Annotated in this window: 15 protein-coding genes and 1 pseudogene; 7 read left to right on the plus strand and 9 right to left on the minus strand. The window is 36.3% G+C overall.

What is annotated here, in order from left to right; translation table 11 throughout:
• Window positions 1–36 precede the first annotated feature (36 nt).
• Together RT422_RS11920 and RT422_RS11925 are read right to left on the minus strand one after the other, a co-directional pair.
• A complete protein-coding gene (locus RT422_RS11920; RefSeq protein ID WP_313422482.1) occupies window positions 37–2,487 on the minus strand; it encodes a relaxase/mobilization nuclease domain-containing protein in 2,451 nt (816 codons plus the stop codon).
• On the minus strand, window positions 2,487–2,957 hold the full coding sequence (locus RT422_RS11925) for a MobC family plasmid mobilization relaxosome protein (RefSeq protein ID WP_284035356.1): 471 nt from the start codon (window positions 2,955–2,957) through the stop codon (window positions 2,487–2,489). The genes RT422_RS11920 and RT422_RS11925 overlap by 1 nt, the downstream gene beginning before the upstream one ends.
• Window positions 2,958–3,303: 346 nt before the next feature.
• Between RT422_RS11925 and RT422_RS11930 the strand changes: the two genes are divergently transcribed.
• Window positions 3,304–3,783 carry a hypothetical protein gene (locus RT422_RS11930; protein ID WP_284035355.1) on the plus strand — a complete coding sequence of 160 codons (480 nt, stop codon included), beginning with the start codon at window positions 3,304–3,306 and terminating at the stop codon, window positions 3,781–3,783.
• A 528-nt stretch (window positions 3,784–4,311) separates the two neighbouring features.
• On the opposite strand, the gene RT422_RS11935 is transcribed toward RT422_RS11930, so the two are convergent.
• Complete coding sequence (locus RT422_RS11935; RefSeq protein ID WP_100271355.1) at window positions 4,312–4,596, minus strand: hypothetical protein; 285 nt, start codon at window positions 4,594–4,596, stop codon at window positions 4,312–4,314.
• 165 nt (window positions 4,597–4,761) lie between these two features.
• Between RT422_RS11935 and RT422_RS11940 the strand changes: the two genes are divergently transcribed.
• Window positions 4,762–5,004, plus strand: coding sequence for a helix-turn-helix domain-containing protein (locus RT422_RS11940; RefSeq protein WP_036600518.1), 243 nt, complete (start codon window positions 4,762–4,764; stop codon window positions 5,002–5,004).
• A 45-nt stretch (window positions 5,005–5,049) separates the two neighbouring features.
• On the opposite strand, the gene RT422_RS11945 is transcribed toward RT422_RS11940, so the two are convergent.
• The 3 genes and pseudogenes from RT422_RS11945 to RT422_RS11955 all read right to left on the minus strand — a co-directional run bounded on the left by RT422_RS11945 (window position 5,050) and on the right by RT422_RS11955 (window position 6,754).
• Window positions 5,050–5,655 (minus strand): 3'-5' exonuclease, encoded by a 606-nt coding sequence (locus RT422_RS11945; protein ID WP_284035353.1) that lies wholly within the window; start codon window positions 5,653–5,655, stop codon window positions 5,050–5,052.
• Between the two features lie 45 nt (window positions 5,656–5,700).
• Window positions 5,701–6,362: pseudogene (locus RT422_RS11950) on the minus strand (SOS response-associated peptidase family protein).
• Window positions 6,363–6,373: 11 nt separating this feature from the next.
• Complete coding sequence (locus RT422_RS11955) at window positions 6,374–6,754, minus strand: DUF4113 domain-containing protein (protein WP_284035352.1); 381 nt, start codon at window positions 6,752–6,754, stop codon at window positions 6,374–6,376.
• Window positions 6,755–6,782: 28 nt separating this feature from the next.
• Between RT422_RS11955 and RT422_RS11960 the strand changes: the two genes are divergently transcribed.
• Complete coding sequence (locus RT422_RS11960; protein ID WP_284035351.1) at window positions 6,783–7,115, plus strand: transposase; 333 nt, start codon at window positions 6,783–6,785, stop codon at window positions 7,113–7,115.
• Window positions 7,116–7,562: 447 nt separating this feature from the next.
• On the plus strand, window positions 7,563–8,804 hold the full coding sequence (repM, locus tag RT422_RS11965) for a replication initiation protein RepM (RefSeq protein ID WP_313422489.1): 1,242 nt from the start codon (window positions 7,563–7,565) through the stop codon (window positions 8,802–8,804).
• Between the two features lie 175 nt (window positions 8,805–8,979).
• On the opposite strand, the gene RT422_RS11970 is transcribed toward repM, so the two are convergent.
• Window positions 8,980–9,894: a ParB/RepB/Spo0J family partition protein gene (locus RT422_RS11970; protein ID WP_313422491.1), complete on the minus strand. Its 915-nt coding sequence runs from the start codon at window positions 9,892–9,894 to the stop codon at window positions 8,980–8,982.
• On the minus strand, window positions 9,887–10,726 hold the full coding sequence (locus tag RT422_RS11975; protein WP_313422495.1) for a ParA family protein: 840 nt from the start codon (window positions 10,724–10,726) through the stop codon (window positions 9,887–9,889). The genes RT422_RS11970 and RT422_RS11975 overlap by 8 nt, the downstream gene beginning before the upstream one ends.
• A gap of 432 nt (window positions 10,727–11,158) precedes the next feature.
• On the opposite strand from RT422_RS11975, the gene RT422_RS11980 reads away from it, so the two are divergent.
• From RT422_RS11980 to RT422_RS11990, 3 genes are all read left to right on the plus strand, one after another.
• A complete protein-coding gene (locus RT422_RS11980) occupies window positions 11,159–11,596 on the plus strand; it encodes a putative toxin-antitoxin system toxin component, PIN family (protein WP_100271341.1) in 438 nt (145 codons plus the stop codon).
• Entirely contained in the window at window positions 11,577–11,819 is a 243-nt protein-coding gene (locus tag RT422_RS11985; RefSeq protein ID WP_313422499.1) for a toxin-antitoxin system HicB family antitoxin, read from the plus strand. Before RT422_RS11980 ends, RT422_RS11985 begins: the two co-directional genes overlap by 20 nt.
• 344 nt (window positions 11,820–12,163) lie before the next feature.
• Complete coding sequence (locus RT422_RS11990) at window positions 12,164–13,096, plus strand: hypothetical protein (protein ID WP_313422501.1); 933 nt, start codon at window positions 12,164–12,166, stop codon at window positions 13,094–13,096.
• Between the two features lie 82 nt (window positions 13,097–13,178).
• Here RT422_RS11990 and RT422_RS11995 read toward each other — a convergent pair whose 3' ends face one another.
• Window positions 13,179–13,745, minus strand: coding sequence for a recombinase family protein (locus tag RT422_RS11995; RefSeq protein WP_284035358.1), 567 nt, complete (start codon window positions 13,743–13,745; stop codon window positions 13,179–13,181).
• Window positions 13,746–14,309 lie beyond the last annotated feature (564 nt).

Raw genomic sequence — 14,309 nt, forward strand, 5'->3', positions numbered from 1 at the left:
AAGATTGCTTGCTAATTCAAAGCCTTAGGGTATAGCTTATGTCGAACTGGGGTTATTAATAGTTAATTTAAGCTTTGCATAACCCGATAAATCATAAGGATGCGCATCGATATAATCTCGAGTTTCTTGCGTAGTTGCCTGTTTTCCTTTTGAGCCATCTGGATTTTGGTGATATAACACTCCTTCACTGGCATAGCCATATGCTTGTTGTTTAATCGCATTAAATAACTTTCTGAATAAGTCAACTACGGCTTTAACAACGGCTGAAACTGTAACAACGAGTCTGCCAAAGCTTGCTGCTGCTGTTTTAAACTCGCGAGCGTCTTCGTCATATCCGTTTTTAATGTTTCTAGCTCGCTGATTAAGCTTTCTAAGCTTTGCTGTTCGCTGTTGCTCTCGGAAGTACTGATCTTTAACGTCTGAATCGAATTCTTTAAATCGGTCAGTGAACTTTCGAACTTGCTTTCGTCGACGGGCTGTATAGAATCCAAGTGGCTCAAGGTTGATTGGATTTTGTCTTGTAAGTTTTGAAATTCTTTTCGTCCTTGTTTCAGTGTTGCTATCTCGGCGGTCTGAAGCTTGTCTAATTCGTCCAAGTAGTCTGTGATTTGCTGATTGTGCTGCTGGGTCTTCTGGTTTATCTGCTGATTGAGATGCGTTAACAGCTGTTGATACAAGTTCGGTAACATCAATGCCAGCTGCTTTTGAATGAGAGAGTCGATGGTCTGGGATTGCTGTGTTTCTAGCTGACTGAGTGTCCGGTCCACTTTGTTGTGCAAATCGTTCGATAATGTCGCTAAGCTGTCGATAACCAGTTGTTGGATAGAAATAGGCTGCATGGTTGACATTCTCTAAGGATGATAATAAGGGTTTTGGATAATATAAAGCGTCTGATAACCGAAGCCGCTCTGCTGACACGAGGCGTTCTTGGGAATTTTGCTGGCGATACTGATACCACCATTTGCCAGCGCTTGGATATCGATCAGCGAGAGAACTTGATTTTGAATAGGCGTACGGTAATTGAGCTGATTGAGTGTCTTTAATTGACTTTGACTTTGCGCGATCTGTTGACGGGTCTGTTGTAATTGGTTGTATTGATGATAATTGAAAAGCGCTAGAATAAATAGCACCATTATCAGTGCGCCCAGCATCACTCCCATTTGCATTCCAATCCTCGAGTAACGTTTGACCATTTTTTGTATCAGCATCTGCTCCTGCTGGATAGTCGTCTCGACTAGCTCGCAGGTTTGATGGTGTTGCTGGTCGATGTCGTCGCGGAGTTGTTCCTGTCGATTCTGATGATGCTGAGCGCTTTTTTCGCTCTCGTGGCTCACCGTTTGACCAAGTGCTTGCAGATCGCTTATCACTGTCGTTTTGGTGATCTCTATCTGATTTGATATCGCTTGCGATTGCTGCGCTACGCTTTGACTCAGCACGTTCAATTGCTGAATCAATAAGTTGATCTGGCTCTGGGCTTGTTTGATCTGTTCGCTGCTTAAATTCTGTGAGTTCTGAACGAAGTCTTTTATCAAGCTGTCTATCTGAGCCACGACGTTTTGCAAAGCGTTGCGCCAATCGATGCTGGCGTTTGTCACGCTCTCGTTGATTGACTGCTTGAAGCTCTCTTCGATTTGCTGGCTTTTTTGTTTGCTCTCTGCCAAGAGTTTCAAGGTCTTGGCGTTTGAAGTCTCGCTCATAAATCATGCCTTTTAATTTGATATTTCTGCCGCCATCGGGATGTTTAATGCTGATAGATTTACCATCTTTTGCGATTCGAGTAATCTCAAACATACTCCCGATAAGCTCAATCACATCGGCTTGTGTCTGTATGCTTTCATCTTTGGCAATTGCTTCGATTAAATGCAACGCAATTTGCTCTTCGATAAAAACCTTCTTTTCTTTTTGTCCCGCCAAATTTGCTTGAGCATCAATTTCTTGTTGCTTTTGTTGATTATACTCATACCCTTTTAATCGATAAGCCCGTTTCCGTTTTGGATCGTTGGGGTCTTCTAACCCATAATCGATATTGATTAAATCTTTCCATGAATCGACAAGATCAAAATCTTTGCCGACATAGTACACAGGCAATGCTTTACCCGTCGGCAGATGAATCTCGGCAAACACAAAATGTAATTCCTGTCGGTCCTTATCCTTGTGTTCCACCCAATATCCTGAATACTCACCTTTCATTAGACCGGGAAAAAGATTTCGTTCAAACGACTCAATTATTTCGACTTTTTGCGCATCAGTTATCGATTCTTCAGGCGCAAATGACAAGACACCGGACGTATAAATTTTGGAATTTTTAATGCCGTTAATGACTTCTGTCGTATCACTATCATTACCATAGATTAATCGGGCGCCAACGCGAGGTTTAGTTTTATCATTCTTATCAAAGAGCAAATAATTGCGTACTGCACCGCCGCCACCGGTGCGCGTTAGTTCGCCTTTTTTTACTTTGCCATGATCAAAAAATCGCACTAACATTAATAGTTCTCATCAAATTCTGATAGATTTGGCGAGTCAAATTGATCAGCTGTGACATGTGTACTTGTTATACTTAAATCATTTTCCTCAACGTTTTTAAGTGAATACAGTTCACGCAACTGCTGTAACTCATCGCCGATTTTTTGCAATGCAAATGCCAACGCTAAGGTATTTAACGTTTGCTTCGGATCTAACGACACCGTATGGGCATAACGCGTTAATTGATTGACATTATTACCCATACTAACCAATTGCCTTAACAAGGCAGCGTCAATTACAGGTAAATCATGAATACGCTTTGCCGGTTCAGGTAATCCCAATAAAGAAACACGCACAAATTTAGCAAGTGGTAAGCCAAAGCCCTCGGCTTTAGCTTTTAATAACTCAAACTCTTTATCATCTAATCGAAGATTTAAACGAGTTTTTCTTTTATCAGCATCGTTAGATTTTTTATTATGAATTGAAATCATTAATCAACATCCAAAGACTATCATCACAGTAACCATCATTGCGTAACTTAGATTTCTTTTAAAATCGCTTCTTTTTAAAATTTAATCCAAGATAAATTTTAAAAAGAAGCGACTTAGGGGGTGTCAAGAGGGGGAAGCATTCCCACTTTTGTCAGCGACAGATTGGCATGTAACGTAGTGAAATGGTAACGCTGTCATTGCTGGCTGAGAAAAGCCTTAATCCATTACATTTATCATTGATTTGATTATACAGGTGTAATTAATAATTTCAATACCCTTCTACTTTATTTTTATTCTATATATTGTTATTATTTTATTTACGTACACAATATGGAGTATTTTATTTATGTCTGTCGCACTTACTATTAATGAAAGCAAGTTGTTAGCTAAGCTTATAGATTCTTTTAAAGACAAGGACAAACTTAATGATGAGCATACTTTAATTAAGGCACTTTCGAAAAAATCGAGTTTGTCTGATTCAGATGTAAGAAAATTAAAGTTGCTATTAGCAGCAGAAAAATCAAAAATACTAGCGAAAGAAAATAAACGAAAAGCAAAAGCAGCCGTCAAGCTTGATCAACAAGAAAGACAATCCTATATCGAAAATCGTCATAAAAGATTCGGCATGGTTTTCATTGAAGAGTTAAAAAAATTGTCTGAACAGCATTTGGACATTTCGTTGCTAGCGTTCATATCGCTGCTAAAAGAGAACGAAGCGTTTCAAGAAAGTGAGAAAAAGTGGTTATCTAATTTTGTTTCTGATGAAACTCAAAACTCGCTAATGAACCAGGTTGAAATTAATACTAATTCTCAGAAAATTTTCTAGAAAAAGCAATGCTCAATATTTTTTAGTAGTGTGAGATGGGTTAGCTAATTAATTCTATTAATAGGATAAGTGCACTGTTTCGTATTGTAAATTCACAATCTAACGATGTATTTTAGTGCGTATTGAGTATAGGCTTGAAAGCTAATAAAGATGATTGCTAATTAAAACGGACAATCATCATCACTTAATAAATTGCCTACGATTGAATTATCATGCATAAAATGATGACAATGATCACAGATGTAATTAAATAATCGGCGTTCAACTTGATATCTGGGGCCTGTCACTTTTCTACCGATATTGCATTCCTGACAAACAATATTTTTATCATAAACGTTCACTTTTTGTGTGATAGTTACTAGCTGATTGATGTCTATATTGTAATAGTGACAGATGTGACAAATGTGATCGAGTCGGTTATTGAATTGATCTAATGGCAGTTCAAAATAGTCCCGACAAATCATTAATTCACAGTCAGTTAAATCGGTTTTCTTGACATAATGTAAATTCATTTTGTGCTCCATTTGGTTATGCATAGGCAGGATCAATAGCTAATAGCTGTTGTTTTAAAGTACGATAGTTACTGTCAAAGTCACCTGTATCTATTTCAGTAAATTTTTCATTGACCCAACGCTTGATAGCTGTGTGATTGTCACAGGCTTTAGTCAATTTAAGATGAAAATAGAGGTCACCACAGTATGGGATATAAAGGTTTTGAATAAGCGCTCGGGAAAGGCTATCAATTCGCATTTTGGTTTGTTTTTGAAGGGTGATTTCATCTATTAATTGTTCGATAGTCGGCTGATTAATCATCTAGATTTCTCCTATATTATTGGTTTTGGTATAAATTACTAAACTATGCGATAATATTAGCTATTAATTTATCACCAAAGACTAAAAAATTATCTTAGGTGATAATAATATACGATATTATTTTATCGTCTGCAATAACTTTTTATCACCAGAGATAACTTTTTTATGATTAAGCTTAATTTGCCTGTCTTGTTCGCTCAACGTGGTATTCGGGTCGCTGATGCTGATCGGATGTCTAACTTAGGAAGAGCAACGTTATATCGGCTTTATAACAATGATGTAACACGAATTGAATTTGATACGATTGACAAGTTGTGTGATTTACTTGATTGCAGCCCAGGTGATTTGTTTGTAAAAGAAACCGTAACTGAGACTTCAAAGTTGCAAGAAAAAACGCAAACTGAGTAGTCAGTTTGCGTTTTAATGTATTTAGTCATCTAAATCGGTCATTCACTAATAATCCCAATGATGACTTTTCACCATCCCCTCCCACACCGTCACACACGCGAGTGCATCGGCCGCAGCTCGGTGCGCATTGCTATGTTCTACTCCAAAGTGAGCCATAGCCTTGCTTAGGCTAAAATAGCGATTGGCTTTAAAATACGCTGAGTATTGCCCGATAAAATCAGCAAACTGCTTGGCTAGGCATTTGACATCTACTTGTTGCAAGCGAAGCTTATGACCTGATTGCCGCATCATACGCACATCGAAGCTGGCATTGTAAGCATACAGGGTTCTTCCTTTGAGCAACTGTACAATCGCGGGTTGAATATCAATAAAGGTAGGCTTACCTATCAGCTCATGAGGATAAATACCATGCACCTTAAATGCGCCTGGGCTAGACGGTCTATCTGTGTAGATTAGCGTATCGATAATCAGATTTCGATCACTATCACAAAACGCAATTTCGATGATTTGATCATTCCTGCCGCCTCCGGTCGTTTCGGTATCAAAGAATAATGGTTTGCTGGTATCGTGCTGTTGGTTGTACTGAGCAACTTGGTTAAAGATGGCATCTATTTGAGATTGCGTATCTGCTGTCATTGGGGTTGAAGTCATTAAATTAATCAATCATGGGTGTAAGTCAGTCATATAACCGCTACCCTAGCCATTAAACACATCCATTTGCGCCGTTTTAAGCGGTTTTTTCGGCTTTGGCCAATGTTCTGCTACATACCCAGTACCCATCGGTTTAAGTAGCTCAAACGCGTCCTTATGATGCATATTGAGCCAATCCTGGCGATGTTCAGGTTCAATCACCACAATCGAGCGTTTTTCATTTTCAGGCTTGTGAAATTGTGACATGAAAGGATGATTATCGGCATTGATGGTCAGCATGGTCATCGAACGAATGATTTGCTCACCTATCTTCACAATTTCATCTAAAGCGGCTACGGTAAACCGCTCACCATCCTCGCGTTCAATGCCATAGCGATGGGCCTTACCCTCAATATATTTGGGTTCAAAGATGGTTTGTACCGAGATTAACGCAAACTGGTTGTTGTACCAAGCGCGTTTAAAACTCGGTTTGTCCATCACCGTTTCACTACGGGCATTGTAGGTGTGTTTAGCAAAGCTGGTGTCTTTGGCCCATTTAGGAATCATCCCAAACATCGCAGATCGCCACTCGTATTTGATAAGAGGTTAGCAAACAGCAAGGGGGCTTCATAGCCTGAATAGATATCGTCTTTAAAGTCAAAGCTTAACTGCTGATTGGTAAAGCGTGAAGCTTGCGCTTGGGTAATCGGTTGAAAGTTGGCACACATGGTCTAATCCCTTAATCGATGCCTAATAAATCAGATAATTTAGTGGTATAGCACGGATTTAACAATGCTCGGCTCATCTGCCAAGTTTGGTTTTTCTCAATAGCGGTACTGGTAAGAAACAATTTGGTGGTTGCCCTACCCGGTAGAGCATGTGCTAACTGCTGATTAATCTCATCCATCACCGCTATTAACTTCTCAGACTCCACCTGCGCTTTTTCATCCGGCATCTCAAATAAATCACTCATGGTCTCAGCATACTCACAAATCCCCGATAGCATCACTCCGGCTTTGGCGTATTTCAAGCCGTCTTTATAGGTTTTATCTAACACCTCACGCACCGCTTGAATCATCACCACCGTATCAGAGATGGAGCTCTTTGACGGTAAACTCACTAAATAGTCGGATCACGATGATGTCACCATGCTGTGCTTCTTACTTATCAATCTATCAGGCATGATAACCAATTTTACCTTTGCCTCTACTAAGATAAATGAAAGTGTATTTGCACCTGATATGCTTGATAATATCAAAGGCTTATTAGGTGCAGATATGGGTTATATAAGTCCTGATTTATACGAGTATTGCTTTAAGTGGTGTGTTGATTTGCAAAAGCCGCTTAGAAAAAATATGTCCGATAAAAGACCGCTTAGTGTTATAAATCGTCTTAAAAATGCTTGTCGAAATATTGAGACGCTGATTGGTCAGTTATCACAGTGGTCTAATACGCAAAAGGTGAGAGCTAGAGATTTATAGCATTTATCCCACAGATTTATGCGTAAAATCTTGGCTCATAACTTCTGCTTTGTAATCAATAGACAGTTAGGCAATCCGCCACTTCAGGTTGAGTTGCTTATTTCGAGTTAAATGGGGGGTATCAAATATAAAGTTATATTGCTAGCTTTTCTATATTTTGACATTAATCTAATTAAGAATCTTTTTATTGTTTTATATATTTTTATTGTTTTATAGCGATAAAATCAATTTTTTTTGTATTTATAATCAATTATTTATACAAGGATTTTTTATTATATAAATACGTTTTCCGAGCATTATAAATACGTTTTCCGAGCATTATAAATACGTTTTCCGAGCATTATAAATACGTTTTCCGAGCATTATAAATACAATATATTTATATTGTATTTATATAAAGTTTAATTTAGAATTTATATCTAATTACAAATGCTTCATCTTAATTCTATGGCAAATCCTAATATTTCAAAAACTGATTTAATAGTTAAAGATAATGACTTTATTGAAGCAAGTCATAGTCTAGATTTAGTCGAACAAAGAATCATATTTTTAGCGATTATTAAAGCAAGAAAAAATAGCGATAAGGTTGAAGAAACATTGTTAAATGAGTTTGTTATTCATGCTAGCGAATATATGGAGGCTTTTAATGTTGAACGTCATACTGCTTATGAATGCCTTAAGAATGGTGTCGAGGGACTTTTAGACGCCAAATTCATATATAGGTATGAAAATAAGAATAACAATATCGCACATCGCGGGTATAACCTGACTAGCTGGATCGAATATGTCGATAAAGAAGCTTGCGTAAGTGTTAAATTTTCACCAGATGTAGTTCCACTGATTGTTGGATTAAATAAAAAATTTACCAGTTATGAATTACAACAAATTGTGAATCTACAAAGTCGTTATGCGGTTAGACTTTATGAATTATTAATTCGGTGGCGAGATACTAAGATTCTTAAAATTTCCTTAGAAGAATTGCGGTTCTGTTTAGGCATTAAAAAAACAGAATATATTTTAATGAGCAATTTTAAAAATAGAGTATTAGATTTAGCAGTCCAACAAGTTAATAAATTCACGGATATTACGACTAACTATATTCAAAAGAAAGAAGGAAGAAAAATAGTCGGCTTTGAATTTTACTTTACTATCAAGGAAAGTGAGAACAATAAATCAAGTAAACAATTTAAGAAAGCTATGCCTCTTGAAGGTAAACATTCTGAAGGATCAAAAAATTATAATAAAGAAGAGTTATTGATTATCACGTCTAAAGCAAAAGACTATATTGCCCAAAAAAAGATTACTGACCCGACACATAAAAAAAATATCCTTAAAATAGCAAAATCTCAAGGCTGGGGATTGGATGAATATAGGAAATCACAGGAATTCTCATCTTTAAAAAATAAAGAGATTGAAAGTAAAATCAATCAAGAAAAAATAATTGAAAATAAAAATAAAATAACTCAAGAGAATATAAGAAAACATAATGAGAATTTCATTTCTTTTTATGAACAACTGACCTCTATGCAACAAGAATTGATTCTTGATAGCGTACAAGTTCAAATATCTTCTATACCGATCGTAGGAAAACAATTTATAGTACAGAGAAAAAATAATACCGCCCATAAGGATATTATGTTTAGAATATATTTTAAAAATGCAATGAAAGATATTGGTATTAAGATCTGACTTATTTTCTGAATACTATGGAAACAAAAAAGTGTCCGAATTCGGACACTTTTATATGATTTACTAAAACTTCCAAATTTAATATAAATACGTTTTTCGAGTATTTTGCAAAAAATTAAAAAATAAAATATCAATTAAATTGTTTGATTCGCACACTTGGATGTTCAAGTGTAAATCAACTATTAGAAAGTAAGTTATCAAAAAATACTTCAACTTTTTCTAAATCGGCTTCATTCAAATTAAGACTTTCAAGCTCAACAATAAATTTCTTATCAGTTTGAATGATTTTTCCAATAGTCTTACCTTCTTTCTTGTAAGATTTCCTTACCTTGGTATTAGTAGGATGTTGATTTGATAGAGAGTTATTAGCTTTATTTTTTATAAAGTCTGGTAACTTACTTTGCTTCAAGTGGCTACTGATAATTAAATCAAACCCTTCGGAAAGAAGCGGTAAAAATTCATCATGAGGAATATTAAGATGTTTTCTTAGTGTGGCTAATTGCTCAATAGTATCGGCCGAGATGATGTTAGGATGATTATCTAATTTAGCTAGTAAATCATTATCTAAAATTTCAAAAGCAAATAATTTGTAAAGTTTCTGTCTAGAAATACCTAAAGCTTTCGCATATTCGGTCTTGGAAGGAAAATTCGATTTAAAAGATATAATTGCTTTAGCTATTTCATAATCTGATAAGTTTTCACGGCTTAAATTTTCTGCTAACGCCAATAGAGCGTTGTTCTCATTAGTTACTGTAATTATAATACAATCAATAAATTGTTTGCCAAGCTTTTTAACCGCTCGAAAACGTCTTTCTCCCGCTACAATGTTGTAGAAATCCCCTTTCTTTTGCACGCTGATAGGTTGAAGCAAACCCAGTTCATTGATTGAATCAGCAAGCTTATCTAACGATTCATCAGTAAATTCTAAACGAGGTTGAGCATTGTTGGGTTTAATTTTATCAACGGGAATTTGTTCAATTTTTCCTGACTGATAACTGTCAAATTCCACAAACTCTTTGTCTGCAAGCCCATGTGCTTTGATATTGGCATTGATTTTTTCTTTCAACAAAGATTGAAGCTGACTAGTCATTTTCTTCCTCTCCTTCAATTACAGTAGTCAGTTGTAATTCTGGTTTTAATCCAGTTTCTTTCGCTACCCATATTGCTAATTGACGAAATTTCCTTGCAATCTTTGCAGTTGCATCGACTTCTCGGATACTAACCTTGAGTGCTGCAGATTTGTCAATATTATTACTCGAAGAAATATCAATCGGAATAACCTTACCAATTTGTTCTTTCGCGGATTCTTTGATAGCCCGGCACATGAGCTGTCTTTCATCATGCCGAATGAGTAATGCACCTAATAAATTCAAGTTTGGATTAATGTATCGAATTTTCTCAATATAAGCCTGCAAATCTAATACGCCATACATACCGTATTGAGAACCACTAAAAATAGGAATAATATAATCTGTGGCACAGGACAGAGCATTACCGGTCAATGTGCGTAAGCTTGGTGGCGTATCAATTAAGATCACATCGTAAACCCCTAATAGTGGCTTGATAATTCGCCCTAAAACTTCTAAGGGTCGAGGCTCATTGTCTTTGATTTTGTCTTCCTCGGTTGTCAAAGATAGGGAAGAACTTATCAAATGTACCCCTTTAAAGTTAGTTTCTTCTTGAACGGCTTCTACTAATTTAGAATATCCACCCAATAACAAATCTTTGATAGTTACAGACACTTCACTGGGATGTTTTATACCGATATGAGTGCTTGCATTACCCTGCGGGTCAAGATCAATTACTAGAACTGATAAGTCTAGTTGAGCTAATTCAGCAGCAAGATGGACAACGGTTGCTGTTTTACCACAGCCGCCTTTATGGTTGGCAATTGTTACTACTTTGGTGTTTTTTTGATTCATAAGGATATTATTCTTGAATGAAAGGAAGATTTATGTTGATTGTTATACTAATATAAGTAAATGCTAGATTCAAGAATATTGTTTTGGAATGTGTAAAGGAATAAATTTTAATTGTCCGAATTCGGACAATTTTAGCCTAAGCAACTTTTATTCAATGTACTAAAAAGAATATTAAAACCTAAAATGCCATCAGCAAATGAATGAATTGCCGCCCACTAAGTATAAGGAGAGGCGAAATATAAATTATCAATGGTTGCAATATACAATACAACAGAAAAAAGCGCTGGTATTCACTTCTATTAAATTAAGAGCATTATCCAGTAAGTTGCGAGCGGAAATTGATAGGCGAACTATGCTCAAGTAAAAAAAGAAAATTTGATTATTAAATCGTTATCTTGTATACTAAGTGCTATCACATACGATAGCATTTTTATGAAAATTATTTTAGATACTAATATCATCGTCGGGGCTTGTTTAGGCTCCCGATATGACAATTTAGTCATTCGTGGTTGCCTAACGGGGAACTTTACGCCTTTAGTCAGTCATGCGCTATTGTTTGAGTATGAAGACCTAATTGGACGTGAGTCCGTATTCGACCACCCTGTGGCATTAATCTTTACAGAGCGAGAAGTCCTATTTAATGCGTTATATTCAGTATGTCGCTTGATTGATGTCAGCTATCTATGGCGACCCAATCTCAAAGACGAAGGGGATAATTTTATTGTTGAATTGGCTGTAGCGGGAAATGCTGATTATATCATTACGAAGAATTTAAAAGACTTTCGCCAAAGCGAATTAATCTTTGATAGTTTTAAAGTCATCACCCCTAAACAATTATTGGAGATACATAATGTCCGTTATCACACTTAGAGTAACTGAAGAAAAACATGAGCGTATCAAAAGCCTTGCAGTATCTCGTGGGGTTAGTGTTAATAAACTGATTGATGAAGCCATGACCATAATGATTGCTAAACAAGATATTGAAACTCGCTTCAAAGCTCGAGCCGCTAAAGGCGATATTACTGCAGGTATTGCGTTACTGGATAAAGTTCTTGAAAAACGAGAAGCTTATGATAAAACCTTGTCAAGATAAATGATAAGGTTTCAACAGTCATATAAAAATTAAAAAATGTCTGTTTATAAGAAAAATATTAATTTTATATACGTAACATAAATAAAATTAATATATAAAATATTGTCCACAAATAATATTATAAATACAAACTCACGAAAACCTATTGTTTTTCATAGATTTAATTTTCCTTGCTTACTATCGCTTAAAGCTACTATTCACACTCCAAATAAACCAATAAAAAAACAAAATATGAAAAAAGAAATAGCAATGGATTTGTCATAAGAAAGCTGGATACGCTAAGATTAGAAAATTGTTTATTATAAATTATTGCAATAATCTAATTTGTATCTTTTGAGACCAGCATGAGCAAAGAACTTCAAGAAGAAATTAAACTATCACAAGTCTTAAATATTAACTTAGCTGAAACACTGGCACACATGCAAGAAAAAGAGCTTGCGTACCTACAGATTGTGCCACCTAGCTGGATGCTCAATAATGACCCGCTTATCGAACAAATCAATCATCTTGGTAAACTCTACAGTGAGGGACGTCTTGTCTGGGCAGCCATTGTACAAGCTAACAAATTTCTGTTTGATGAAGATAAAGCTTTTTCCTGTCCGGCTGATATCGTATATGACCCAACTAGGCGCACCCCTTCCTATCAACTAACTAATGTAGCAAGTCAACTGTACGCCCTAAAACATACCACCCCTGATGACCCTGAGCTAAGACGCTATGCGGAACATGTGACCGATGAACAAGAGCGCCATATACAGCGAGTCCCATCCGCATTAAGCGCATTACCACTCATAACAACAGGTACTTTTCTATGGCGCCCACATCTGCCCAATGGCAAATTATCCATGAATATCATTCCTATTTTGGTACATGATGATTGCGAAGGCATTGTCACCATACTACCAGCTAGATTTTGGGAGGGCAGTTATTTATACCAGCAGTGGCTTTATTACGGTGACAATGATATTGAAACCAGTCCTGCCTTTTATCAGCTCAATGCCAACGGACAATATTGGCAATCATTTAAAAAACAAGTAAGACCAACCCAAGAAGAATTACCTGGGTTTGCCAATCAGCCAAAACCTTATCATTCTAAAAAAGCTACCGCTGCTAGCTTAGCTTTCATCTCACAATGTCTGGAAATGGTCAAGCTTGATCATAAAGAAAATGTTCAGGGTAGAGGGCTGTTAGCCAAACATAACCACCTTTTAAGTCTAATTATTTTATTTGCCGTGGTGGTAGGCGTCTTATTAGCAATACAGAAAGTGTTGAGTTAGTGATGTGGCTTTATTAGGTCTTCTTCTCTATTTTTTTCAGCATACATCAATATTAGTATTAGACCTACTTGGAAAGGCCTAGTCATTGGATCTCTAAACTTTTCACCGGCACCAACCGATACAACGTCTGCGGATGCACCCCTAGAATTCTTGCCACCTCAGGATAAGTCCGTCCAGCAGACAACTCCCGACGAGCGAGTTCAAGCTTCTCCTCACTCACCCTAGGCTTACCCGGGACTTTACCACGGCGACGCGCTGCCGCAAGACCCGCCTTTACCCGTTCTTGAATCAGCTCACGCTCCATCTGACCCAGTGCTCCTAAAATATTAAAATACAACCGACCGGCAGGCGTACTCGTATCAATACTCTCAGTAATACTCACAAGCTGTGCACCCGTCATCCGAATTTGCTCACTAATCTTAATCAAATCGGGTAGGGAACGACACAACCGATCGAGCTTCCAAACCACCAAGGTATCACCTTCACGTAAATACCCTAACGCATCCGTTAACCCTTGGCGTTCTTTCACACTACTTAGCTTATCAGTAAAAATTCGATCACAACCGTATTTACTCAAAGCATCCAACTGCAAAGACAAATCTTGCTCCTTGGTTGACACCCGAGCATAACCAATTACCTGAACCGTCAAAATACCCTCCTAAAAAAATAACCAACGACGCAGTAACGAAATAATCAACAAATACCCACCCTCTAAAAAATATCGACTAATTTTAACTCACCTTATAAACATAAATAAAAGTTATCAAAATATACAAGATAATATCTAAAAAGCATCAATCAAAATTTAGAATAAAAATATTATTGTCAATATATAAATTACAATAAAACACAAAAAAACTGAATAGCCTAATATTATTGATAGGTTTTCATTGAAATAAATAATAGGCAATATTATTGAATAAAATTAGGGAAAAAACAACTAAAATTGCTCGCCTTGATTTATTCAATAATAACAGGTGTTTTTGTTGAATTAATATTTAAAGAAAATCTATAACATTTATTTATGGGTTTAATTTTCGACAGTAAGTTTATTACTCATCTTAAAAAACGCGTAAATATTCAATTTTTCAGCCTGTTTTTTCAATCATCACTTTTTTATTCAATGATACTTTTTTATTTAATGATACTTTTTTATTTAATGATACTTTTACATTTAACAATCATCCATAGGGTTTTTTAAGCAACCCTATGA

This window comes from Moraxella sp. CTOTU49803 (genome assembly GCF_032097965.1).
Classification (GTDB): Bacteria; Pseudomonadota; Gammaproteobacteria; order Pseudomonadales; family Moraxellaceae; genus Faucicola; species Faucicola tetraodonis.

Coding starts and splice junctions, on each gene's coding strand:
- RT422_RS11920 (WP_313422482.1), bottom strand. CDS start 2,487: ATGTTAGTGCGATTTTTTGATCATGGCAAAGTAAAAAAAGGCGAACTA.
- RT422_RS11925 (WP_284035356.1), bottom strand. CDS start 2,957: ATGATTTCAATTCATAATAAAAAATCTAACGATGCTGATAAAAGAAAA.
- RT422_RS11930 (WP_284035355.1), top strand. CDS start 3,304: ATGTCTGTCGCACTTACTATTAATGAAAGCAAGTTGTTAGCTAAGCTT.
- RT422_RS11935 (WP_100271355.1), bottom strand. CDS start 4,596: ATGATTAATCAGCCGACTATCGAACAATTAATAGATGAAATCACCCTT.
- RT422_RS11940 (WP_036600518.1), top strand. CDS start 4,762: ATGATTAAGCTTAATTTGCCTGTCTTGTTCGCTCAACGTGGTATTCGG.
- RT422_RS11945 (WP_284035353.1), bottom strand. CDS start 5,655: ATGACTTCAACCCCAATGACAGCAGATACGCAATCTCAAATAGATGCC.
- RT422_RS11960 (WP_284035351.1), top strand. CDS start 6,783: ATGCTGTGCTTCTTACTTATCAATCTATCAGGCATGATAACCAATTTT.
- repM (WP_313422489.1), top strand. CDS start 7,563: ATGGCAAATCCTAATATTTCAAAAACTGATTTAATAGTTAAAGATAAT.
- RT422_RS11970 (WP_313422491.1), bottom strand. CDS start 9,894: ATGACTAGTCAGCTTCAATCTTTGTTGAAAGAAAAAATCAATGCCAAT.
- RT422_RS11975 (WP_313422495.1), bottom strand. CDS start 10,726: ATGAATCAAAAAAACACCAAAGTAGTAACAATTGCCAACCATAAAGGC.
- RT422_RS11980 (WP_100271341.1), top strand. CDS start 11,159: ATGAAAATTATTTTAGATACTAATATCATCGTCGGGGCTTGTTTAGGC.
- RT422_RS11985 (WP_313422499.1), top strand. CDS start 11,577: ATGTCCGTTATCACACTTAGAGTAACTGAAGAAAAACATGAGCGTATC.
- RT422_RS11990 (WP_313422501.1), top strand. CDS start 12,164: ATGAGCAAAGAACTTCAAGAAGAAATTAAACTATCACAAGTCTTAAAT.